The following is a 23,194-nucleotide window of genomic DNA, read 5'->3' as shown; positions in this document are numbered from 1 at the left end:
TGTGTCCGGTCGTAAGATCGCGTGATCTTGTGCATCGCCGCTATGGTCAGAAGCGGCGCGTTCTCTCGCGCGCTCCTTTGGTTTGGGTTCCTGGCTCATGGCTGCTCCTGCGCCGGTGGGCTCCGGGTCCGGAATGACTCGCAGCCGGCATGCCCGGGGGCGCGGCGCGTGTCTTTGGAAAAAATGCCTACCTGGATGAGTAGGGCGCGCCGGCCATGTATGCAATTCCCGTCCCCCGGCGGCACCCTGCCGCCTGCTCATGCCGCGCGCTCCACGCCATGAAAGCCGCGCAGGCGGAGATCCCCGCGGATACGTCTGTCGCACCGCACTGCGCGTGCTTGATCCTTGCGTGGGAAGAGGCACTCCAGGTGCTGGACCGGCTGCTGCCCGATCTGGACGAGGACGCCCCGGACCGCCGGGCAGGGATCCTTACCGCCCTGACCGCTTTGCGCGCCAATTTTCCGCTTCATGCGGCAATGCTGGAAGCGCCTGCCGGCCCGTCCGCGCCAGCGTCCCGGGTGTAGCGCTCGCACGCGGGCCCACGACAAGGCGGCGTTGCCGTTCGACTTCCGGCGGGATGCAGGCACGGTACCGGAGGATCCAGGGCACGCCGGCCAGCGCGGCCAGCAAGACCCGGGCGGCCTGGCCGGGGCGCGCGCATTGGTGCAGCACGGAGCGGGTCTCTTCCCAGGCTGCTCGCAGGGGCAGTCGCAGCCAGGCGGTCCATAGGGCATTGCGGCTGAGCAGATGCACGCGGCGTGGGCGGTCGCGCCGGGGCGACGGATGATGCCAAGTCCGGATATGGCCCGCGTATAGCATCTCCCAGCCCAGCCTTGCCATATCCAGGGTAAGCAGCTCCTCTTCGCCGCCAATGAAGAAGCGCGGCTCATAGCCGCCCGCCTGAAGGTACGCTTCCCGCCGCACGATGCAGGCGCCGGCCATGAATCCCATCAGCCGCATGGTGCCCGCCGGCCCGGGTCCCAGCGGGCTGCGCGCCATGATGTCGCATGTGGGGTCCACCGACCCGTGTGGGCCGACGAGCACGCAGGCACTGATGACGCCGGCCCGGGGCGCCGCGTCCAGCAGTTGTTGCGCCGCTTCCAGCGCGCCGCTTTCCCAGCAGGTGTCGTCGTCGCAGAAAGCGATGTAAGGCGTCCTGGCGGCCGAGACCCCCAGGTTGCGGCCCGCCGCGCCCAGGTTGCCCGACGCCCGTACCAGCGTGACTTCCGGAAAGGCGGCCGCGACCGCCTGCGCGGTGCCGTCGCGCGAACCGTTGTCCACCACGATCACGGGCACGCCGGGGTGCCGCTCGCGCAGCCGGCCCAGGTTGCTGAGGAGTTCATCGCGCCGTTCGTGGGTGAGGACGACGACCGATACGCGGGGCGCGTCCCGGTCCGCGGGCCGCGGCTCGTCCTCTCCGCGCGCGGGCGGACCGTCCATGCGCGAGCCGCGGCCGTCCGTGTGGGGCGGCTGTCCGTTCGTGCCGGCCGGCTGGCGGCCCGTCATCGCGCCTCCGCCCCCGCTTCCGGTGACTGCTTGATGGATTCGCTCAGCAGCCAGTAGCGTTCCGGCGCGGTGGTATCGCCTTCGTTCCTGGTGATGCCCAGTTCCGGCATCTGGCTGCCATAGGCCGCCATCGCGGTGGCCTTGCGGTGCGTGTTCGTATTGCGGAACGACACCGGCGTCAGGCTGATGCCGCGGGTATAGAACTGGACCAGGCGCGCATGCAGCAGGCCCGGTTTGGTGCGGTACAGCGCGTCCTCGTAGGCCACCCAGCGCCGCTCCGGCTTGCTGGCGAACAGCATCAACGCGGCGTCGGAAACCAGGATATGGTCGCGGTGGAAAATGCCCACGGGAAACAGCACGGTACGCGCGCCCGCTTTTTCCAGCACGCCCTCCAGCGCGTGCGCGATCTTGTCCGCCTTGGGCGTTGCGCGCTCCATGGCGCGCACGTACTGATCATCCAGGAAGGGCAGCCGCACCGGCTGCGCCTTCAACAGATGCAGCGCCTTGTCATCCTCGCCCAGACGCCACTTCATGGCGGAGGCGCCGTCGCCGAAGCCGCAGCGCCGGTCCCATTCCGTCAGCGGCAGGGCGGCATCCGGCACGCCCGCGAACACCGTGATGACGGTGCTGCCCGGCGTGCCCGCCAGCAGGGCGCCGCAGCCGGCGACGGCATCGTCCAGATGCGGCGACACCGCCGCGAGCACGCCAGGATCATCGATGGATTGCACCTTGGTCTCCTCGCTGGCACGCGGATACCGCGTGCGCCATTCCGTATCGGCGGCGCCTACAGCGACGCATCGGCGCGCGCGGGCGACCGCACGATATCGGCGTTCACGAACTGGCTGAAGTAGCGAATAGTATGCCGCAGCCCTTCGTCGACCGGCACGCGCGGCGCCCACCCGAGCTCGCGCGCCGCCAGGCCGATATCCGGGCAGCGCTGGGTCGGGTCGTCCGGCGGCAGCGGATGGAACACCAGCGGCACGTCGGTGCCCGCCAGGCGCTGGATGCGCTTGGCGATGTCCAGCACCGTCAGCTCTTCCGGGTTGCCCAGGTTGATCGGCCCGGTCACGTCTTCCGGGCTTTCCATCAGCCGCTCCAGTGCATCCACCATATCGTCCACGTAGCAGAAGGCGCGGGTCTGGCTGCCGTCGCCATAGATGGTGATGGCCTGGCCCTGCAGCGCCTGCAGGATGAAGTTCGAGACGATGCGGCCGTCGTTGGGCGCCATGCTGGGGCCGTAGGTATTGAAGATCCGCGCGATCTTGATCTTGACCCCGTATACGCGGGCGTAGTCGTGGAACAGCGTCTCGGCGCAGCGCTTGCCCTCGTCATAGCAGGAGCGCACGCCGATGGGGTTGACGTGGCCCCAGTAGCTTTCGCGCTGTGGATGCACCTGCGGGTCGCCGTAGACTTCGCTGGTGGATGCCTGCAGGATGCGCGCGCCGGTCTTGCGGGCCAGCTCCAGCATGTTCATCGCGCCCATGAAACAGGTGCGCAGCGTATGCACCGGCTGCGTCTGGTAGTGGATGGGCGAGGCCGGGCAGGCCAGGTTGTAGATGCGGTCGACCTCCGCGTCGAAGGGCTCCACGACATCGTGCGTGATCAAGGTGAAGCGCGGATTGTTCTTCAGGGGTTCGACGTGCTGGACCTGGCCGGTATAGAAATTGTCCAGGCAAAGGACGGTGTGCCCTTTGTCGAGCAGCCGCGCGCACAGATGAGAGCCGATGAAGCCGGCGCCGCCCGACACGAGCACGCGCAAAGGACGAGGAAAAGCCTGGATCATTGCGTATCTCCCATAAGCCTGTGGAACAGGGCGTTCCAATCCCCCACGAAGCGGTCCATGCCATAGCGCTGCAACGCTGTCTTTCTTGCTTCCGCACCCCAGGATGCCGCCAGGCGCGGGTCGTCTATCAGCGTTTTCATGACGTCGATGAGACGGCCGGGATCGGTATCGATATAACCGTTGCGTCCGTTGTCGATGACGCGCGCGAGCTCGGTTGCCGCGAAGCCGACCACGGGCAGGCCCGCCATCATGGCTTCTATCAGCGCCAGGCCCAGGCTGGTGTAGCGGATGGGGCTATAGAAAAAGCGATACCGCGATACGAAGGGGCCGACTTCCATGTTGGGGATTTCGCCCAATCCGCCCATCGATTCCGAATCCATCCCGATCAGGTCCAGCGGCACCTGTTCGCGCGCCTGCTCGAACAAGTCCGCGCCCATGCGCCGTCCGCGCCGGCGCAGATGGTTGATCACCGCGATGCCGCGCGCCACCCGGGCTTGTTCCGACGCCAGCTGCGGCGCGGGTACGCCATGCTCGATGACGGCAGTGCGCATCCCGCCGTTATTCCAGGCGGCGCGGTTGTAGTGGGTGACATGGACGAGGATGCCGCGTTCGTGCTGGAACACGTGCGCGGTATCCGTGGGGTGCGGCAGCGGCGGGTCATGCTCGATGTAGGCGCAGGGCAGCGCGAGCTGCTCGGGGGACAATAGCCGCTCCCGCTCCTCGTAGGTGGCGCGCGACTGGTAGACGACGCAATCGAACGCCGTGTCGCGCAGCGAATCGGCCGCCACTTCGCGCACATGCGGGCCCCAGGGAATGCGATTGCCCAGCGCCCCGTATCCGGACGGGTTGCCGGCGCGCACGGGCACCAGGAATTCATGCGGCACCCGCGTGAGCGAATAGAGATAGTTGCCGTGCACATGCCAGGTAAGGATACGCAGCGGACGCGACGGGATGGCGCTACGCGGCATGGCTGCTCCTTTCTTCCATCGCCGGGTGGGCGACGACGCCCACCGCGCGCGGCGGCGGCAAGCCGTCCACCATGCGCACGGCGTCCTCGCCAAGCTTGGCGGCGATGGCCTGCAGCACCGCGGCAACGGAAACGTTCAGGGCACACACATGCCCGATGGGACAGTCTTCATGGGCGCAGGGCCGGCAGGGAGGATAGTCGGCGATGACCGTATGGCGCGCGTGGTCCAGCGGCGCCCAGCGATGCGTATCGCTGCCGCAGGCCACCACCACGCTGCGCGTGCCAACCGCGGCGGCGATATGCGACACGCCGGTGTCGTTGCATACGAGCAGGGGCGCGCGCGACAGCAGCGCCGCCAATCCGCCCAGCGACGTGCGCCCTGTCAGGTCGACGGCGGTGGGGCCGGCGGCCTGCAACACCTCCGCCGTCAAGGCACGCTCGCCATCGCTGCCGGTGACGGCGATGCGCCACCCCTGGCGGGTCAGCGCGGCCGCGACCTGGGCATATCGCTCCGCGGGCCAGCGCCGCGACCGCAGCCGGGCGCCGGGGTGGACGAAGACGGTGCGTTCAGGATCGAAGCGCGCCTGCGATGCGAGCAGCCGCGCCTCGTCGCGGTCCTCGGCGGACAGCGGCAGCTCCAGGGCATCGCTGTGCACCGGCACGCCCAGGAAGCGCATCAAGTCGGTGTAGCGCAGCGGTTCCGGCAGATGGTCGGGCCATGGCATAAGCCGGCCGGGCCGGGCCATGTCCGCCCGCGGTACGAAGCCCGCATGGGCGCGGGCGCCCAGGGCCCGGACGATGGGCAGGGACAAGGTGCCGCTGCCGTGCAGCTGCACCGCCAGATCGAACCGCCGCGCCTGGGCCTCGCGATAGAGGGCGGGCAGGGCGTCGGGGCGCGCGGGTTGTTCTGGAAAGGCCGGGATGCCGGGAAACGGCAGCAGCTCGTCGACGTAGCGGTGGAAGCGGCGGACGAAGGGGCCGGCGTTGTCCAGTCCGATCAGCGTGACGTGGGCATCGGGACTATGCTGCCTGAGCGCGCGCAGCGCGGGCACCGAGCAAAGCATGTCGCCCAGCTGCAGGGCCCGGAAGATGGCGATGCGGCGCGGCCGCGGCTGCCACAGATCATCCATCATGGGAACCCCGCCCGATAGCGCAGCGAACCGACGACGCGCCAGAAAATGGACAGCGGCGGGATGGCGGCGGAGGTCACGACGATTTCCGCGATGTGATCCGGTGTGCGGCGCGTGCCGCGCAGGCGCCGCAGGCTGAACCATCCCGTCAGCGCCGCCCAAGCCGCCAGGGCCGCCACGCCGCCGGGCAGCCAGCCGGCCGCAAGCGCGCCCAGCGCCAGCAGCAGCAGCGCCGTCACGGACAGATAGAACCACGGCGGGTGCGGCCGGATGCGTTCGCGATACAGCCTGGGATGTTTCTTGTACAGCAGGGTGTCGAAGACGATCTTGCGCTGCATGCCCATGCCGACGCCGAAGGCGCCCGGGCGGATGGGATGCACGACGATGGCCTGCGGCGCGCGCTCGATGCGCAGGCCGTGCTCCATCAGCGCGAAATGCAGGTCCGAGTCCTCGCGCCAGGCCAGGCGGAAGCGGGGGTCGAAGCCGCCGACGTGCTCCAGGGCGGCGCGCCGCAGGAACACGTTCGCCGTCGCGAACTCCGCGTCCTGCAGCCGGCTGGCGTCCAGCTCGTAGTCGGTGGGGTTGGGCGGCAGCGGCATGACGATGCGGCCAGACAGCGCGTCGACACCGGGCCGGAAGGCGGCCAGGCCCGCGGCCAGCCACGCCGGGTCGGGAACCGTGTCGTCGTCGGTGAAGGCGATCAGCTCCGCGCGGGCGTGGCGCCATCCGGCATTGCGCGCGCCCGCCGGGCCCTGGGTGGCCGTTACCGGGATGTAGCGCACGGAGGGTCCGCCGGCCACGGGTGTCATCTTGCTGACGGTCTGGCGGGCGGCGTCGCTGGGGCCGTCGTCGCAGACGATGATTTCATAGTCCGCCGACGGCAGCGTCTGGCGCAACAGTGCGCCCAGGCAGCGCTCGAGCAGGTCGGGGCGGCGGTAAGTGGGAACCACCACGGATATCCGGGGTGTGGCTTCTGCACGCATCGGTTCATCCTGTCATGTCGGTTCATACGCTCCAGGCCGGCTTGCCGCGGCCCTGTCCATGCCGTTCATACCGGCTTTTCCACGACGTAGCTGCCGATGACCAGCGCGTCCAACGGCGAGGTCCAGAAGGACTCCAGTGCATCGCGCGGCGAGCACACCACGGGCAGGCCCCGCGTATTGAACGAAGTGTTCACCAGCACCGGTACTCCCGTGCGCCGCTCGAAGGCGGCCAGCAGGTCGTAGTACAGCGCGTGCTGGTCGCGCCGCACGGTTTGCACGCGCGCCGTGCCGTCGATGTGCCGGACGGCGGGTATCTGCCGCTCGCGATGCGGCAGGACGTCGTAGACGAACAGCATGAAGGGGGCGCAGATGCGCGCGGCGCCGCGCGCATCGAACCATTCGTGCGCGCGTTCTTCCATGACGACGGGCGCGACCGGGCGGAAGTCCTCGCGGTCCTTCAATCCGTTCAGCCTGGCCTGCATGGCGGTGTCCAGGGGAGAGGCCAGTATGGAGCGCGCACCGAGCGCGCGCGGGCCGAATTCCATGCGGCCCTGGAACCAGCCCAGGATTTTTTCCTGGGCCAGCAGCTCGGCCGCCTCCTCCGCCACATTGTCCAGCCGACGATAGGCCAGCCGCGAACGATCGAGCAGCCGCTCGATTTCCTCATCGGCATACTCGGGTCCCAGGTAGGCGTGCTGCATCGTCCAGTGGCGTCCCGGCGACTCGCGCCGCTCGTAGTCCACCCACAAGGCCGCGCCCAGCGAGGTGCCGGCATCGCCCGCCGCGGGCTGTACCCATACCGATTCGAAGGGACCTTCCGCCTCGATGCGTGCGTTCATCACGCAGTTCAGCGCCACGCCGCCGGCCATGCTCAGGTGGCGCGCGCCTGTCTGCGCGTGCAGCCACCGCGCCATGTGCAGGGCGGTTTCCTCCAGCACCTTTTGCAGCGAATGCGCGATATCCATATGCCGCTGTTCGAACGGCGCGCCGTACTTGCGGGCGGGGCCGAAGCGGCTTACCAGATTCATCGGCTCGATGAGGTAGCCGCCCTCCTTGTCCAGCCGCACGATCTGCCGGAACAGGTCCACGTGCTCCGGCTTGCCGTAGGACGCCAGCGCCATGACCTTGTATTCGTCGGACGAGCGCAGGAATCCCAGGTACTCGGTGACGTCCTCGTACAGCAGCCCGAGCGAATTGGGCAGGTCGATCTGCTTCAGCCGGCGATAGCGCCCCTTCGAGAAATGCCCGTAGCTGGTGGTCGCGCGTTCACCGCGGCCGTCCATGGTCAGCACGGCGCAGTCGTCGCAGGGCGCCGCCAGGAAGGCGCTGGCCTCATGCGAGAGGTGATGCTCCACGAAATGCCAGCGGCTTTGCAGCTGTTCCAGCGTCAGGCCCTCGAAGCGCTTGCGCAGGTGGTGCGGCGCGCCGCCGATCAACTGCCGCGGCGCATTGACGATGTAGGAAAGGAACAGGGGATCCCAGGGCGATTGGCCGTCCGGCCCGCGCGGCTGGCGGGAGGGTTCCAGGGGAAGCGCGATGGTCTCCGGCAGGCTGCGCGCGCCGACCAGCAACGTGGGATCGAAGGAGTACGCGACATGGTCCACCTCATGCAAGGCGATGCCGGCATGGGCCAAGCAGTAATCGATGGCATGATAGGGCAGTTGCCATGTGGTGAAAGGCACCGGCCGCTTGCCGTGCTTCACGCGGGTGAAACGCTCTTCTTCCGCCGCCGCCAGCACGACGCCATCGCGCACCAGCGTGGCGGAACAGTCGTGAAACGCGGCATTGATGCCCAATGTATACATAGCCTTGTCCTTTTGACGCTCGTTGTCCTGTTGGATCGGGTGCGGCCGTGCCGGCCGCGATGCTTCCGTCGCGCAGCTTGGCCTGGTCGTCTACGCCGCCTCGATCATGATCGGCGGCCGTGCACGCGCATGGCTTTCCAGCAGTTCGAATGCCGCCTGGGCCACCTGCGAGGGATCCACGGCGCTCAGGCAGGCGTGGTGGCCCAGCGGGCAGACGCTGCGGTAGCAATACTTGCAAGGCACATCGCGATACAGCAGCCGATGGGGCACCTGCCAGGGCGTGTGCTGGGGATTGGTCAGGGCGTAGAGGTCCACCACCGGCGTGCCCAGGGCCGCGGCGATATGGACCGGGCCGCTATTGTTCGACACCAGCAGGCGTGCGCGCGCGACCAGGGCGCCGAACTCCCCCAGCGTGAGCGCGCCGGCCAGGTTCGCCAGCCTGCGTGGATCGCAGCTGCGTGCCACGACCTCGTCCACCAGGGTGCGCTCGTCGGGCGAGCCGGTCAGGATGACGCGTTCGCCCGCGCCCGCCAGCATGTCGATGGCCTGCGCGAACAGCGCCGTGGGGTAGCGGCGCGATTCGGCCGTCGCGCCGCAATGCGCCAGTACCCAGCCGTGCGACAGCGCAACGCCGTGCGCGCGCAGTGTCCTGTCCAGCCCTTCCTGGTCGGCGTCGTCGACGCGAAAGGACAGGCCGGTGTCGACGGCCTGCACGCCTATCGTCGCGACCAGATCCAGCTGGCGCTGTACTTCGTGCCGCGGTTCGGGCAGCGGCTCGACCTCACGCACCCAGTCGCTGATCAGGTGATAAGGATTCTCGCGGCTGTAGGCCAGCACTCGCGGGATGCCCGCCGCGTGGCACATCAAGGCGGCCGGCAGAGCGCTCTGGCTGTAGACCGTGAAAATGACGGCGGCATCGAAGCGGCAGGCGCGCAGCCGATCGACGGTCGCGTGGTAGGTGTCCGGGGGGCTGCCGGCATTCTTCACCCATGCCGCCTCGTAGACGATGACCTCGTCGATTTCCGGTACGTGGCGCGCGATCGCGGCGCCGGAGCGGGATGCCAGCAGGGTAAGGCGGCGTCCCGGCAACGCGCCTTTCAAGGCCCTCATCGCCGGCGTGGTCATCAGGACATCGCCCATGTTGTCCAGCCGGATGCACAGCACATTGCGCGCCTCGTCCCAGCCCGCGGCCATGGGGGTCTCGCTGGACGATGAGCCCTCCTGTCGCTGCGCGGCTGCCTCCCCAAGGGAGGGAGCGCCGCCTTCGGGCGGCCGCGCGGGCGCGCTGGATGATGAGCCCTCCTGTCGCTGCGCGGCTGCCTCCCCAAGGGAGGGAGCGCCGCCTTCGGGCGGCCGCGCGGCGGCGCTCATGCCGTCTCCTTGCCGCGCACAGTGGCGGAACGGAGTTTCTGGGCGATCAGGCGGGCGGCCATGAAGAGGTCGGGGGCCACGTCGTCCGGCGTGCGCCATCGTCCGCGCACCCATTCGGTCTCGTGTCCGTTGTCCAGCAGGAGGGTATGGCAGCCCGCGCGTGCGCCTGCTTCCACGTCGTTCAGGATGTCGCCCACGAACCAGGATGCGCGCAGGTCGATGCCGTGGTCGGCGGCCGCCCGGCGCAACAAGCCCGGCATGGGCTTGCGGCAGAGGCAGGAAACGGCATAGCCGGGCCGCGTGCCGTGCGGATGGTGCGGGCAATGGTAGAAGCCCTCCAGGCGCGCTCCCTGGACGCGGAACATCACGGCCAGGCGGCGGCGCACGGCGCCCAGCGCCGCCTCGTCGAAATGGCCCAGGGCCACGCCGGGCTGGTTGCTGATCACGATCAATGGGTGGCCCAGCCTGCCCAGCAGGGCAATCCCTTCGCGCGCGCCGGGGGCCCACTCCATCTTCGACGGGTCCACGTTATACGGAACGTCGACCAGCAGCGTGCCGTCCTTGTCCAGGAAGATTGCCGGCTTCATGGCCATGAGGTCTCGCGCATGGGTAGCACCATCACTTCCGGAATGACGGTTTCCTCGGGCTGGGTGAGAAGGAAGCGCACCGCACGCGCGACGTTGGCCGGATCCTGCAGCGTGCCGGCGTCGATGTCGGGAAAGCGATCCAGCAGAAAGGGCGTGCGCATGCCGCCCGCGATGACGGCCGACACCTTGATGCCCCTGGGGCGCAGCTCCGCGTGCAGGGCGTGGGACAGGCCCATCAAGCCCCACTTGGTCGCGTGGTACACGGACGCGTTGGGCCAGGCGCGGCGCGCCGCCGTGGACGCGATGTTCACGATGTGACCGCCCTTGCCAAGATGGTCCAGGCCGTACTTGCACACCAGGAAGGGGCCGGTCAGGTTGGTGCGAACCACACGCTCCCAATCCGCGACCTGCAGTTCTTCCAGCGGGGCGGTCACGTCCACGCCTGCGTTGTTGATCAGGATGTCCACCCGGCCATGCCGTTCCGCAGTCTGGCGCAGCGCATCGCGCACCTGTTCCTCGTTGCCCACGTCCAGGTGCAAGGCCGTACCGCGCTTGTCGGGCAGCGCCTCCGCGACGCGCTGCGCGGAACCGGCGTCGTAGTCCGCCACGACCACGCGCACGCCGTCATCGGCCAGCGTTTCGCAGATGGCCTTGCCCAGGCCGCTGCCGCCGCCGGTAACGATGGCCACGCGGCCGGACAGGGTCAATGAATCGGTATCACGCATTCAAGCTGCTCCTCAGGCGATGGCGCGCGCGCTGTCCGCGGGCGCGGGAACGGCGTCCGGCACGGTCGCCGGGGCCATGATTTCTTCGAAGATGTCCAGCAACTGGCGGCTGACGCAATCCCAGGTGAAGTGCTTGCGCGCGCGTTGCAGTCCCGCCTCTCCCATGCGATGGCGCAGCAGGCTGTCGCGCGCCAGCAGCGCCAGCCGGTCGGCCAGTGCGTCGGGATCCTTGGGCGGCACCAGCCAGCCTGTTTCGCCATCGCGCACCGAATACCGGATGCCGCCGGTATCCGCGCCCACCACGGGGCGGGCGCAGGCCATGGCTTCCAGCGGCGTGATGCCGAAAGGTTCGTACCACGGTGTCGTGACGAAGACATCGCTCGCGCAGTAGTAGGCGCGCAGCTGCAGGCGATCGCGGCGTCCCGTGAACTCCACGTGTGGCAGCACGCCTTCCTCGCGCGCGATGGCGCGCAGCCGCGCCAGCTCCGGCGTCGCGGTTTCCGACGGTGTCGCGCTGTTGCCGCCCACCACGCACAGGCGCGCATCGACGCCGTGGCGGTGTCGCAGGCGGCTCAGGGCACGTATCACGTTGTCCACGCCCTTGCGCGGCACCATGCGGCCCAGCTGCAGCAGGGTGAACCGGTTGTCGTTCCAGCCCAGTTCGGCGCGCGCCCGCGCGCGGTCCATGGGCAGCATCTCGGCGGGGTCGTAGCCGCAGGGCACGATGGAGATGCGGCGCGGATCCGCGCCATACAGTTCCATCATGTCCTGCCTGTCCTGCGGGCATTCCGCGATGATGCGATCGGCGCGCGCGATGATGTCATCCTCGATGTCGAAGCGGCACTCCGGAAAAAGGTCGGCTTCTTTCTGGAACTTGCGGCGTACGCGTCCCAGCGCATGGAAGGTCACCGCCAGCGGAATGCCGCATGCGCGCGCTGCCGGCATCGCCGCCAGCGCGGACATGAAGAAGTTGGCATGCACGATGTCATAGCGGCGAGGATGGCCGGAGAAATGGCGCAACAGGAAATCGCCGAAGGCGCCCATGTAGGGCAGCAGCTGTTCCTTGGGGATTTGCCGCGCGGGACCCGCGGGCACGTGGATGACGCGTACGTTGTCTTCCCATGCCACTTCAGCGGGAAGACGCCTGCTGTCCGCGCGGGTGAAGACATCGACCAGGTGGCCCTGCCGGGCAAAGTGCCGCGCGATCTGCGCGACGTAGATGTTCTGCCCTCCGCTATCGACGCTGCCGGCCAGCGCCAGGGGCGACGCGTGTTCACTCACGATGGCGATTCTTCGCATAGTTCTCTCCATACCGGTCGATATCTCAGGCCGCTGAATCGAGAACCAAGCCGCTTGCCGCGCGTGTCGCGTGGTGTGTTGACTCATCCTCTGCTCGGGCAGCCGTCGAACGCAAGCACCGTGCCGATATATCGCATCGCGTGTAACGGTTCTCGTGTAACGGTTCTCCGGTGGATGCCCTGCTCATCCATGCATGTGCGTAGCGTTTACACGCTTTGGAACTTCTCACTCATGAGCCTGGCGGTGGTCTGGATCACCGACTGCGTGTCCGCGGGCCGCGCGGAGTGCGTCTGGTAGCCCGCCATCAAGGCGCGCAACCGGCCTTCCGATGCGGAGTGGCCGGAGATGGCGATGGCCGGCAAGCGGTGCGCGAGGCTGGTGCCGCGCTCGGCTTCGAGCTGGCGTACCGCGGCCACCATGGCGTAGCCGTCCATGTCATCCAGCGTGACGTCGCATATCAGCACATCGGGCCAGCCTTCGGCGGGCGTGTCGCGCAGCGTATCGAGCACGGCCGCGCCGGTCTTGAAGTTCCGCACCGTGGCGCCGGCGCTCTGCAAGGCGCCGCCCACGCGAGCGCGCTCCTCTTCATTGTCGTCAACCAGGAAGACGCTCGCGCCCTGCAGGGACACCGGCGGGACGGGGCCGACCAGCGGCAGCGTGGGCGTGGAGGGCGCGCGCATCGGCATCTCGAGCCAATACGTGCGGCCCGGTCCGGCCGGCGACGGCTCGGTGCCGAAACGGCCGCCGAATTTTTCGATGTCGGCGCGCGCATGCATCACGTCCAGCGGCGGCCTGTCCGCAAGCACGGCATTCATCTGTTCCCCGACACCGAGCGCCGCCGCGTCGGCCGGCGGTAGACGCCCATCCGTGACGGCCAGGCGCGCGCTGTCTTGCGCGCGCCGCAGGCTCAACTCGATACGCCCGCCGGCAGGCGTGGCCGCGATGGCGTTCAGGCACATGTCCCAGATCGTCTGCTGCAGTACGCTCGGGTCGCCGGTCACGCGGGCATTCTCCATACTGAGTTCCGTATAGAGCGTGATGCATTTCTCGTCGATGACATGGCGTATGCCGTCCAGCACGGCGGCAACCAGCGCCGCCAGGTTGACGGGTTGCGCGGACTCCCGCGTACCGGCCTTTTCCAATTCGCTCTGCTGCCGCTGCAGGGCCCACATCTGCGCGTAGATGCCGTTGCGTGCAAGCAGGTCCTGGTGCTTGCCGCGTTCAACGATGTGTCCGTGCTCGAGCACGACGATCTCGTCGGCGTCCACGACGGTGGACAGCCGATGCGCGATGATCAGCGTGGTGCGGCCTTGCGAGATGCGGTCCAGTTCGGCCTGGATGGCGCGTTCCGTACGCGTGTCCAGCGCCGAGGTCGCCTCGTCGAACAGCAGGATGGGGGGATTCTTCAGGATCGCGCGCGCGATGGCGATGCGCTGGCGTTCGCCGCCCGAGAGCTTGACGCCGCGTTCGCCGACAACCGTGTCGTACTGCGCCGGCAGGCTCTGAACGAAATCGTGCAGCCGCGCCCCCTTGGCGGCCTCGATGATATCTGCCATCGAGGCGCCCTGCCTGCCATAGCCGATGTTGTACGCGATGGTGTCGTTGAAGAGCATCGTGTCCTGCGGCACGATACCGAGATAGCGGCGCAGGCTGGTGGGGTCCACCGATCGTACGTCCACGCCGTCCACGCAGACCCGCCCGGAATCGGCTTCATAGAAGTGGAAGAGCAGGCGTCCCAGCGTGGATTTCCCCGAGCCGCTGCCGCCCACCACCGCCAACGTGCCGCCGGGCGGGACGTGCAGGCTGACGTCCCACAATATCTGCCGGCCCGGTTCATAAGAGAAATTGACGCTGTCGAACCGCAGTTCGCCGCGGGTCGGTTCGAAGGGAAGCAGCGGGACATCGGGATCGCTCTCGGGCGGCAGGCGCAGCAGCGTGCACACCTGTTCCGCGTTGATCATGGCTTCCTTGGTCTGGCGGAACACCAGTCCCAGGGTATTCAGCGGCAGGCAGATCTGGATGATGTAGGCGTTGACCAGGACGAGGTCGCCGACCGTCATCGCGCGGCCGGTCACCTTCATCCCGGCCAGCAGCATGACGGCGCCCACGCCCAGGGCGATGACCGCGCTCTGGCAGATGTGCAGCGTCGACAGCGCGCGCTGGTTGTCGATGCCGATGGCGCGCCAGCGGTCCAGGAGTTCGCGCAGCCGGCGCGATTCGGTGGCTTCGTTGGTGTAGACCTTGACGGATTCATAGTTGAGCAGGCTGTCGACCATGCGACCGCCGGCGGCGGAATCCAGCTCGTTGATCATGCGCTGGTAGAAAATGCGGCGCTTGGTGAGCACATAGGTGACGGTGGCATAGACCGCGAAGGTGGCGCCAACGATCCCGGCGAACCACAGGTCGTAGGCGCCGACCAGGATCACCACAACGGAGCCGATTTCCACCAGCGTGGGCAGCAGCGTGAAAAGGGCGGTGCCCATCAGGAAGCCGATGCCGTTGGTGCCGCGCTCGACGTCGCGCGCCAGGGTGCCGGTCTGGCGATTGGCATGGAAGCGCGCGCCGAGCCGATGCAGGTGCTCGAAAATCCGCATATTGAAGTCGGCCACGGTGGCCTGCGCGATCGGTGAAAAGACGATGTCGCGCAGTTCGGTGAACAGGCCGCCGGCGAAGCGCAACAGCGTATAGCCGATGAGCAGGAAGACCGGCAGCACCAGTTCGGCGCCGGGCTTGCTCAGCTGGTCCACCACCATTTTCAGGGCGACGGGGACGGCCACCGCAAAGGCCTTGGCCAACACCAGCAGCACCAGGGCCGCGCCCGCGCGCTTGCGGTATTTCCATAAAGACCGGCTCAAGATGCGCAGCACTTCGGCGCGCGCGTAGCGGGATGCTTCCTCTGCCATTCCTCTCCCCCAGGATGAGTTACGGATCGCCGCCGTGGCGGCAAGGTTTGTGCCTTAAGGCGGAGCTGCCCCGGCTCGGTGCCGGTGGAACAGCTTTGTCAGGAGGTGTGTCGGCTTCTTGCGGCTTTCTGTTGCCGCATACGACACGCGGGCGGGCGGCCGCCCCGGCGGGAGCCCGCCGATGGGATGGCTTAGTGCGTACGGCCGGGTACCGCGATGGCGTTCCTCCGCCATGTGCACGAATTGTAGGCATGCTGCGATGCGTCTAAGGTGGGCGCGTTGTATCTTTTATGCCGCCATCTCCCGTGACGACTTCCCGTCAGCCGCGCGCCGACCCGGCCACCTTGGGCGACGACTACCCGAGGCCGACGCCCGGGCAGGCATCGCGTTTTCTCGCGCAGGCCACGTTCGGCCCCACGCCCGCCGACATCGATCGCGTGGTCGCGCTGGGCTATGCCGCGTGGCTGGACGAACAGCTGGCCATGCCGCCCTCACAGACGCATTTCGATTGGCTGCTGTCCATCCGGGCCGACAACGAGGCCAACAAGGGCAACGGCATCAACGCGCCGCTGGAATCGACCCTGTGGCGCAAGTTCATTTCCGCCCCGGACCAGGTCCGCACCCGCGTGGCGTTCGCGCTATCGGAAATCTTCGTGGTCGGCGTGTCCGCCATCACCGCGAACTGGCCGCTGTTCGGCGCCGCCTCCTTCATGGACACGCTGGCCGAACACGGCCTGGGCGACTTCCGTGCCCTGCTGGGCGCCGTGACGCTGAACCTGTCCATGGGCTGCATGCTGACCTATCGCGGCAACCGCAAGGAGGACGCGCGCACCGGCCGCGAGCCCGACGAGAACTATGCGCGCGAAGTCATGCAGCTGTTCACCATCGGCCTGTACGAACTGAACCCCGACGGCACGCTGAAGCTGTCCAACGGCAAGCCCATCGAGACCTATGGCAACGACGACGTGCGCGGCTTGGCCAAGGTGTTCACCGGCTGGGACCTGAACGGCAGCGAGGAAAACGTCGCCTTCCACCGGCGCCCCATGGCCTTGAATCCGGCCTTGCATTCCATGTCGGAAAAGCGCTTCCTGGGGGCGGCGATTCCCGCCGGCACGGGCGGCGTCGCCTCGATGAACAAGGCCCTGGACGTGCTGTGCGCCCATCCCAACGTGGGGCCTTTCATCGGTACGCAGCTGATCCAGCGGCTGGTGACCAGCAATCCCAGTGCGGCCTATGTGGGCCGCGTCGCGGCTGTGTTCGCGGACGACGGGCGTGGCCGCCGCGGCAACCTGCGCGCGGTGGTCAGGGCGGTGCTGCTGGACCCCGAGGCGCGCTTTCCCGACCTGGCTTCGCCGACCTGGGGCAAGGTGCGCGAACCCATCGTGCGCTTCGCCGCGTGGGCGCGCGCCTTCGGGGCGACCTCGAACAACGGCAAGTGGGCCATGCCGGATACCACCGACAACACGATACGCCTGGCACAGAGCCCGATGCGGTCGTCGTCCGTGTTCAATTTCTTCCGGCCGCGCTATACGCCGCCGGGCAGCCCGATCGCCGAACGGGGCATGGTTGCGCCGGAGCTGCAGATCACCGACGAGACCAGCGTGGCCGGGTACTTGAATTTCGTGGCGATCTACGTGGACCGGGGATGGGAGGACCTGCAGACCTCCTATGCCGCCGAGATCGCCGTGGCCGACGACACGCGGGTGCTGGTCGACCGCCTCGTGCTGCTGATGGCCGGGGATGCCTTCGACCGCGGCACGGCGGCGGAGATCGCTCGCGCCGTCGCCGCCATCCCGGCGGAGCGGCCGCGCGATCGCGTGCGCGCCGCGATCACGCTGGTGGCCGCGACGCCCGACTATCTGGTGCAGCGATGATGCCTATCCGCCTTTTCCCACTCGGCACATTTCGCCGGCATGCCTGGCTTGCGGTGCGGCGATGACGAAATCCTCCTCTCGCCGCGAGTTCGTGCAGCGCATTTCGGCCATGGGGGCGGCCGGCATCGCGGGCGCCGCGTTGCCGCTGGCCACGCGCCTGGCCGCGGCGGCCGAAGCCGCGGCGCAGGCGGCGCCTTCTGCTTCGGCGCGGCCGGCGGGCGCCGCCGGCGAGGACTACAAGGCCCTGGTCTGCGTGTTCCTCTACGGCGGCAACGATCCCTACAACACCGTGGTGCCCTACGATGCGGACAGCCATGCGCGCTACTTCCGCACCCGTGCCGATATCGCGGTGCCGCGCGACAAGCTGCAGGGCACGGTGCTGCGCCCGCGCGAGGGCGACGGCGGCGGCGCCGGGCGCGTCTATGCGTTCGCGCCCACGCTGGCGCCGCTCAAGCCCCTGTTCGACCGCGGCGTGCTCGCGGTGCAGCTGAATGTCGGGCCCATGGTGGTGCCGACGACCAAGGCCGAATACATCGGCGGCCGTGTGCCCATGCCCCCCAAGCTGTTTTCGCACAACGACCAGCAATCCTACTGGCAGGGCCTGGCGCCGGAGGGCGCGTCATCCGGCTGGGCCGGGCGAATGGCGGACCTGTTCGCCGCGGCCAACGGCAATAGCACTTTCGCCAACGTGACGGCGGGTGGGACGGCGCTGCTGCTGTCGGGCCGGCATGTGTCCGCGTATCGCGTGAGCCCCGCCGGGTCCACGCCCATCGAACTGCTGCAGCGGGACACCTATGGGTCGACCGCGTGTACCGATCTGCTGCGCACGCTGCTGACGCGGCCGGGCCAGCATCTGTTCCAGCAGCAGATCACCGCCACGCTGGCGCGGTCCATCCGCGCCGACGCGCAGTTGCGCGCGGCCCTCGAAGGCGTGACCGTGCGCGGCGATTTCGGTACGCCGCTGGGCGCGCAGCTGAAGATCGTCGCGCGCATGATCGCCGCGCGCCAGGCGCTGGGCGTGAAACGCCAGGTGTTCTTCGTATCGCAGAACGGCTATGACAGTCATGACGGGCTGAACGGAACGCATCCGGGCCTGCTGCGCGAACTGGGTGGCGCGCTGGCCGATTTCCAGCAAGCCATGGCGGCGCTGGGCATGGAAGATCGCGTCACCACGTTCACCGCGTCGGAGTTCGGCCGTACGCTGGTGTCCAACGGCGATGGATCCGACCATGGCTGGGGCGGCCATCATTTCATCCTGGGCGGCGCCGTGCGTGGCGGCCGCTTCTACGGCACGCAGCCCGAGTGGGATATCGAAGGGCCGGGCTACGTCGATCACGGCCGGCTGCTGCCGCGCACGTCCGTCGAGGAATTCGGCGCGACGCTGGGCGCGTGGTTCGGCGCCGACGCCGGCGCCCTGGACGACGTGTTTCCCCACTTGCGGAATTTCAGTACCCGCGACGTCGGCTTCATGCGCGGAGCGTGACGCATCGGATGCGCCGTATCGGCCGGCAGGGCCGTCCATCCGCATGAGTGCTCCGCCGGACGCGGTAGGCCGTCGGGGCGGGAGACAGGGCGCCCGGCCTTGCCCCAATATCGGGGGCCGGGGGAGAGACGTGGCGGCGCGCCGGCGCCGCAGGGGCCGTGGCTGCGTGGCGGGCCGCCGCACATGCAACGATGACCATGAGGACACAATGGCGAACCACCGCGGGAAACGATGGGCGACGATGGCTGTTCCTGGCCGCCTGGGCGGCCTGCCTGGCTCTGCTGGCCGGCATTGGCGAGGCCCAGGCGGGTGAGACCTACCGCTACAAGGACCCCTTCGGCATCTGGCGCAGCATGACGGTCGACAAGGGCATGGGCAAGTACTACAAGCGGGCGCAGGCGCGCGCCGCGGTCCGCTGCGTGACCTGTGCGCGGCGCGTGCTGGTGGGCGGGCCGGACGGCGCGTCCTCCACCGCGGCGGTGGCGCGGGCCGGCGATGCGCGCGTGGCCGCGCTCAGCACGCATCGGGGACTGGACGATTATCGCGGCGTCATCGCCAAGGCGGCCGCGGACTACGGGCTGGACCGCGCATTGCTGGGCGCGGTCATCGCGGTCGAGTCGGGATTCCGCAAGGATGCACGCTCGCCCAAGGGTGCGCTGGGGTTGATGCAGTTGATGCCCGATACGGCGGCCGCGCTGCTCAGCGAACCCGATGTGGAGCGCGCGCTGGTGGACCCCGCGATCAATGTGCGGGCCGGCTCGCGCCATTTGCGCAGCCTGATCGACCAGTACCCGGGCCGGCTGGACCTGGCACTGGCTGCCTACAATGCGGGGCAGGGCGCGGTGCAGAAGTACGACGGCATTCCGCCCTATGCGGAGACCCAGCAGTACGTGCGCGACGTGATCGCGCTGTACGCACGCTATAAGGCCGATTGGTAGCAACAGGCCCCGGCAGTTCAATCGAAGGTGAGGCATGCACGATTTCTGGATGGCGGTATCCGCGATGGGCGAATCCCGCCTGGTGTTGCCGGCGGCGCTGGTCGCGATGATATTCGTCGCGATGTCGGAGCGCCCGCCCGTATTCCACTGGCTATGGGCGCTGGCGTTCGCGGGGACCGCGGTGCTGGCATCCAAACTGGCCTTCCTGGGCTGGGGCATAGGGTGGGCGGCGATCGATTTCACCGGGATCAGCGGGCACGCCATGGTGTCGGCGTCGGTATATCCGGTGCTGGGTTATGCCGTGGGCAATCGCTACTCGCGGCGCGCGGCCACGCTGCTGGCATGGACGGGCGCATCGCTCGCGCTGCTGATCGGCGTGTCGCGCCTGGCGATGGGCGCGCATTCGGTGTCGGAGGTGGTACTGGGACTGGGAGTGGGCGCCATCGTGTCGGTCGTCGTGCTCGCGCGCTGGCCGGTGGGACGCCTGGGATTGCGCATGGGCGTTGTGGTGCTGGCCTTCCTGCTCTCGACGATGGCCAGCTATTCCATCGTTCCCAAGCTGCGGACGCATGACGTGGTCATCGCGCTGGCCCTGGCCTTGTCAGGCCAGGACACGCCCTATACGCGCGATCACCTGCACCGCGCATCGCGCACCGGCGCCTGATGCCGCACCCATGCTGACCGCACCCTGAACGGAACGGGGGGACGGGGATGTCATAATCTCGCTCCATCGCAGACTCCCTCGCGTTTTCCGCCATGCCGCTCGCCCTCGGCGCGTTCGTTGTCCCGCTCATAGTGGCTTGCGCCTTGTTCATGGAAAACGTCGACGCGACGGTGTTGGTCACCGCGCTGCCTTCGCTGGCGCGCGACCTCGGCGAAGACCCGATCACCTTGAAGCTGGCCGTGACCAGCTATGTCGTGGGCCTGGGTGTATTCATCCCCATCTGCGGCTGGGTCGCGGATCGCTTCGGTCCCCGCACCGTATTCCGCGCCGCCATCGGCGTGTTCGTCGTCGGTTCGCTGCTGTGCGCGGCCGCGCATTCGCTGTTCACCTTCGTGCTGGCGCGTTTCGTGCAGGGCGTGGGCGGCGCCATGATGGTGCCGGTGGGACGGATCATCATCTTTCGTTCGGTGGCGCGCGCCGACTTCGTGCGCGCGGTCAACTACCTGACGGTGCCGGCCTTGCTGGGCCCCGTCGTCGGGCCGCTGCTGGGCGGCTTCATCACGACGTATCTGCACTGGCGCTTGATGTTCTTCATCAATGTGCCTATCGGCCTGGTCGGCATCTACCTGGCGAACCGGCATATCGACGACGTTCGCGATACGGTGCCGGACCCGCTGGACTGGCCAGGCTTCGTGTTGTCCGCCGGCGGAGCATCGCTGTTCATGCTGGGGATGTCCCTGGTCGGCAGCGATGTGGTGAGCGATCGCGCCACGGCGCTGATGTGCGCGCTGGGCCTGCTGCTTACGGGTCTGTACGTCCTGTACGCGCGCAAGGTGAAGAATCCCTTGCTGGACTTGCGCTTCCTGCGGATACCTACCTTCCACACGAGCGTGATGGGCGGTTCGCTGTTCCGCATCGGGCTGGGCGCGGTGCCCTTCCTGCTGCCCCTGGCCCTGCAGGAAGGATTGGGCATGACGCCGTTCGAGGCCGGCATGATCACCTGCGCCTCGGCGTTCGGCGCGCTGCTCATGAAGACCATGGCGCAGCCGCTGTTGCGGCGCTTCGGCTTCCGGCCGGTGCTGATGGTGAACGCCGCCTTATCGGGCGTGGCACTGGCCATCTACGGCATTTTCCATCCCGACATGTCGCGCGCGGCCATCTGGGTGATCGTGTTGTTCGGCGGGATCTTCCCGTCGCTGCAATTCACCGCGCTCAATGCGCTGGCCTACGCGGAAATCGACAGCGTCGATGTGGGGCGCGCGACCAGCGTGTCCAGCGTGATCCAGCAGATGTCGCTGGGCCTGGGCGTGACGGTCGCGGGCATCGTGTTGCAACTTTCCCATTATGTGCAGGGCCATGCGCAGATCGTCTGGACGGACTTCTGGCCGGCGTTCCTGGTGCTGGGGCTGTTCTCGGCCGCCTCCATCCCGGTGACGGCGCGCATGCCGCGCGGCGCGGGCCGGGAGCTGACGCACGGGCGTTGACGCGGCAGGCCGCAGCCGCGCGCGCGTCGTTGCCTGGCGCCGCGGCGGCTACAGGAAGGACTTCGCCTGCTGCATGACCACGTCGCAGGCCTGTTCCGCGGCGGCGGCCTGCAAGCCGCCGCCGAGGTCCACGCTGTTGCCGCTGCCGGTCTGCAGGATGCCCTTCGCGCCGGACAGGTATCCACTGTCCTTCTGCGGCGCCTGCCCGGTGGTGCCGCCCAACTTGCTCATCAACTGGTCTTTCAGCGACGACGCGCTGCCATTGGGCAGGTATTTGTTCTTGATGCAGTATTCCAGGATGCCGGCGGCGTTGCCCAGGCTGCCTGACGTCAAGGCCCCGGCGCCGGAGCCCGAGCTTCCGCCCAGGCCGCCCAGTCCGCCCAGCGCGCCCTTCAGGTCCAGCCCCTGGGCCAGCGCGGGCGCGCCGGAGGCGGCCATCAGCATGCCCGCGAGCATCGCCGCGCCAGCATGGTTGCATATCTTCATTGGTATCACTCCTGTATGAATGCCCATGCACCGCGGCCTGTCCGGGCGCATGGTCGGGATCGCGCGATAATGACGGCGCCCGAAATCCCGCGCCGCTTGTCGCGGGCCGCGTGCGCGCATCGGGATGATAGACGCGGTCGCTCCGCAGCCGGCGTAAGGATAGGCGGATGGGGAGTCCTTCCAGGTAACCATAGGTGCCACAACACTAGTCATCATGACGATACGTATCTTGCTGTCCCGTAGTACCGCCGAGCGCTTGCGCGAGCCCATCGCGCGCATCATGAACGGCCATCCGTACGAGCTGCGCATTGCCGAGCCCACGCTGGGTCACGCGCACGACGATGTCGACATCGCGTTCATCTCGCGCGATGTCACCGGCGCCTCCACCAAGCATGTGGTCATGGAATCGCTGCAGGCTTTCTACGAATCGCTGCGCGCGTCGCCCGGCCTGCGCTGGGTGCACGTTCATTCGGCGGGCCTGGACCGCCCGATATTTCCGGAACTGAAGGCGCGCGGCGTCGCGGTCAGCGCATCGGCCGGCGCCAATTCCGAGCCTGTGATGCAGACGGCGCTGGCGGGCCTGCTGGCCTTGAACCGCCGCCTGCATGTCCTGCTGGATGCGCAGCGGCAGGGCCGTTGGGTGAAGGCGACGGAACTGACCGTGCCGCGCGACCTGGCCGGCCAGACCGCGCTGATCGTCGGCTGGGGCAGCATCGGCCAGCGCCTGGGCGCCGTGCTGCGCCTGCTGGGCCTGAGGATCGCGGTGGCGCGCAGCAGCGCGGAGCCGGTCGACGCGGAAACGGAAACCGTGGCTTTCGAGGATATCGGCAAGCTGCTGCCGCGCACCGACTGGCTGGTCCTGGCCTGTCCCTTGAGCGATCGCACGCGTGGGCTGATCGATGCGCGTGCCCTGGCGGCGCTGCCCAAGGGGGCGCACCTGGTGAACGTGGCGCGCGGCGAGGTCGTCGTGGAAGCCGACCTGATCGTCGCCTTGCAATCAGGGCACCTGGGCGGCGCCTATCTGGACGTCTACGAGCACGAGCCGCTGGATGCCGCCTCGCCGCTGTGGCACATGCCCAACGTCATCGCCACGCCGCACGCCGCGGGCCACTCCGACGGCAACGCCAAGCGGGTGGATGCCATCTGGCTGAAGAAGCTGGAGCAATGGGTGGCTGAAAACGTGTGACCGGCCGGCCCGCGTGCAGG

19 protein-coding genes are annotated in these 23,194 nt (G+C 68.3%); 6 read left to right on the top strand and 13 right to left on the bottom strand.

Annotated features, from left to right (window positions below; all coding sequences use genetic code 11):
- Positions 1 to 429 precede the first annotated feature (429 nt).
- The 12 genes from AKI39_RS20290 to AKI39_RS20235 all read right to left on the bottom strand — a co-directional run bounded on the left by AKI39_RS20290 (position 430) and on the right by AKI39_RS20235 (position 15,059).
- Positions 430 to 1,506 carry a glycosyltransferase family 2 protein gene (locus tag AKI39_RS20290; RefSeq protein WP_066640186.1) on the bottom strand — a complete coding sequence of 359 codons (1,077 nt, stop codon included), beginning with the start codon at positions 1,504 to 1,506 and terminating at the stop codon, positions 430 to 432.
- Positions 1,503 to 2,234, bottom strand: a complete 732-nt coding sequence (locus AKI39_RS20285) for a PIG-L family deacetylase (protein WP_158515194.1) — start codon at positions 2,232 to 2,234, stop codon at positions 1,503 to 1,505. The genes AKI39_RS20290 and AKI39_RS20285 overlap by 4 nt, the downstream gene beginning before the upstream one ends.
- A 56-nt stretch (positions 2,235 to 2,290) precedes the next feature.
- Positions 2,291 to 3,289: a UDP-glucuronic acid decarboxylase family protein gene (locus AKI39_RS20280; protein WP_066640183.1), complete on the bottom strand. Its 999-nt coding sequence runs from the start codon at positions 3,287 to 3,289 to the stop codon at positions 2,291 to 2,293.
- Positions 3,286 to 4,257 carry a glycosyltransferase gene (locus tag AKI39_RS20275; RefSeq protein ID WP_066640181.1) on the bottom strand — a complete coding sequence of 324 codons (972 nt, stop codon included), beginning with the start codon at positions 4,255 to 4,257 and terminating at the stop codon, positions 3,286 to 3,288. Before AKI39_RS20275 ends, AKI39_RS20280 begins: the two co-directional genes overlap by 4 nt.
- Complete coding sequence (locus AKI39_RS20270) at positions 4,247 to 5,389, bottom strand: glycosyltransferase family 9 protein (RefSeq protein WP_066640179.1); 1,143 nt, start codon at positions 5,387 to 5,389, stop codon at positions 4,247 to 4,249. Before AKI39_RS20270 ends, AKI39_RS20275 begins: the two co-directional genes overlap by 11 nt.
- Positions 5,386 to 6,369, bottom strand: a complete 984-nt coding sequence (locus AKI39_RS20265) for a glycosyltransferase family 2 protein (protein ID WP_066640176.1) — start codon at positions 6,367 to 6,369, stop codon at positions 5,386 to 5,388. The genes AKI39_RS20270 and AKI39_RS20265 overlap by 4 nt, the downstream gene beginning before the upstream one ends.
- 65 nt (positions 6,370 to 6,434) lie before the next feature.
- Positions 6,435 to 8,174 carry a carbamoyltransferase family protein gene (locus tag AKI39_RS20260; RefSeq protein ID WP_066640173.1) on the bottom strand — a complete coding sequence of 580 codons (1,740 nt, stop codon included), beginning with the start codon at positions 8,172 to 8,174 and terminating at the stop codon, positions 6,435 to 6,437.
- Between the two features lie 90 nt (positions 8,175 to 8,264).
- Positions 8,265 to 9,545: a glycosyltransferase family 9 protein gene (locus AKI39_RS20255; protein ID WP_235610687.1), complete on the bottom strand. Its 1,281-nt coding sequence runs from the start codon at positions 9,543 to 9,545 to the stop codon at positions 8,265 to 8,267.
- A complete protein-coding gene (locus tag AKI39_RS20250; RefSeq protein ID WP_066640168.1) occupies positions 9,542 to 10,138 on the bottom strand; it encodes a D-glycero-alpha-D-manno-heptose-1,7-bisphosphate 7-phosphatase in 597 nt (198 codons plus the stop codon). The genes AKI39_RS20255 and AKI39_RS20250 overlap by 4 nt, the downstream gene beginning before the upstream one ends.
- Complete coding sequence (locus AKI39_RS20245) at positions 10,129 to 10,857, bottom strand: SDR family oxidoreductase (RefSeq protein ID WP_066640165.1); 729 nt, start codon at positions 10,855 to 10,857, stop codon at positions 10,129 to 10,131. The genes AKI39_RS20250 and AKI39_RS20245 overlap by 10 nt, the downstream gene beginning before the upstream one ends.
- A gap of 12 nt (positions 10,858 to 10,869) precedes the next feature.
- Positions 10,870 to 12,156, bottom strand: coding sequence for a glycosyltransferase (locus AKI39_RS20240; RefSeq protein ID WP_066640162.1), 1,287 nt, complete (start codon positions 12,154 to 12,156; stop codon positions 10,870 to 10,872).
- 206 nt (positions 12,157 to 12,362) lie between these two features.
- Positions 12,363 to 15,059 carry an ABC transporter transmembrane domain-containing protein gene (locus AKI39_RS20235; RefSeq protein ID WP_066640159.1) on the bottom strand — a complete coding sequence of 899 codons (2,697 nt, stop codon included), beginning with the start codon at positions 15,057 to 15,059 and terminating at the stop codon, positions 12,363 to 12,365.
- Between the two features lie 344 nt (positions 15,060 to 15,403).
- Here AKI39_RS20235 and AKI39_RS20230 point away from each other — a divergent pair, with 344 nt between their 5' ends.
- From AKI39_RS20230 to AKI39_RS20210, 5 genes are all read left to right on the top strand, one after another.
- On the top strand, positions 15,404 to 16,933 hold the full coding sequence (locus AKI39_RS20230; protein WP_066643436.1) for a DUF1800 domain-containing protein: 1,530 nt from the start codon (positions 15,404 to 15,406) through the stop codon (positions 16,931 to 16,933).
- A 61-nt stretch (positions 16,934 to 16,994) separates the two neighbouring features.
- Entirely contained in the window at positions 16,995 to 18,416 is a 1,422-nt protein-coding gene (locus AKI39_RS20225) for a DUF1501 domain-containing protein (protein WP_066640158.1), read from the top strand.
- A gap of 197 nt (positions 18,417 to 18,613) precedes the next feature.
- Positions 18,614 to 19,354 carry a lytic transglycosylase domain-containing protein gene (locus AKI39_RS20220; RefSeq protein ID WP_066640150.1) on the top strand — a complete coding sequence of 247 codons (741 nt, stop codon included), beginning with the start codon at positions 18,614 to 18,616 and terminating at the stop codon, positions 19,352 to 19,354.
- Positions 19,355 to 19,388: 34 nt separating this feature from the next.
- Positions 19,389 to 20,018 (top strand): phosphatase PAP2 family protein, encoded by a 630-nt coding sequence (locus AKI39_RS20215; RefSeq protein WP_066640148.1) that lies wholly within the window; start codon positions 19,389 to 19,391, stop codon positions 20,016 to 20,018.
- 92 nt (positions 20,019 to 20,110) lie between these two features.
- Positions 20,111 to 21,502, top strand: coding sequence for an MFS transporter (locus AKI39_RS20210; protein ID WP_066640146.1), 1,392 nt, complete (start codon positions 20,111 to 20,113; stop codon positions 21,500 to 21,502).
- A 48-nt stretch (positions 21,503 to 21,550) separates the two neighbouring features.
- On the opposite strand, the gene AKI39_RS25760 is transcribed toward AKI39_RS20210, so the two are convergent.
- Positions 21,551 to 21,988 (bottom strand): DUF2501 domain-containing protein, encoded by a 438-nt coding sequence (locus AKI39_RS25760; protein ID WP_066640144.1) that lies wholly within the window; start codon positions 21,986 to 21,988, stop codon positions 21,551 to 21,553.
- A gap of 214 nt (positions 21,989 to 22,202) precedes the next feature.
- Between AKI39_RS25760 and AKI39_RS20200 the strand changes: the two genes are divergently transcribed.
- Complete coding sequence (locus tag AKI39_RS20200) at positions 22,203 to 23,174, top strand: D-2-hydroxyacid dehydrogenase (RefSeq protein WP_066640142.1); 972 nt, start codon at positions 22,203 to 22,205, stop codon at positions 23,172 to 23,174.
- Positions 23,175 to 23,194 lie beyond the last annotated feature (20 nt).

The sequence above is a fragment of the Bordetella sp. H567 genome (assembly GCF_001704295.1).
In the GTDB taxonomy this organism is placed as follows: Bacteria; Pseudomonadota; Gammaproteobacteria; order Burkholderiales; family Burkholderiaceae_B; genus Bordetella_C.
This window is presented reverse-complemented; position numbering and strand designations above follow the sequence as displayed.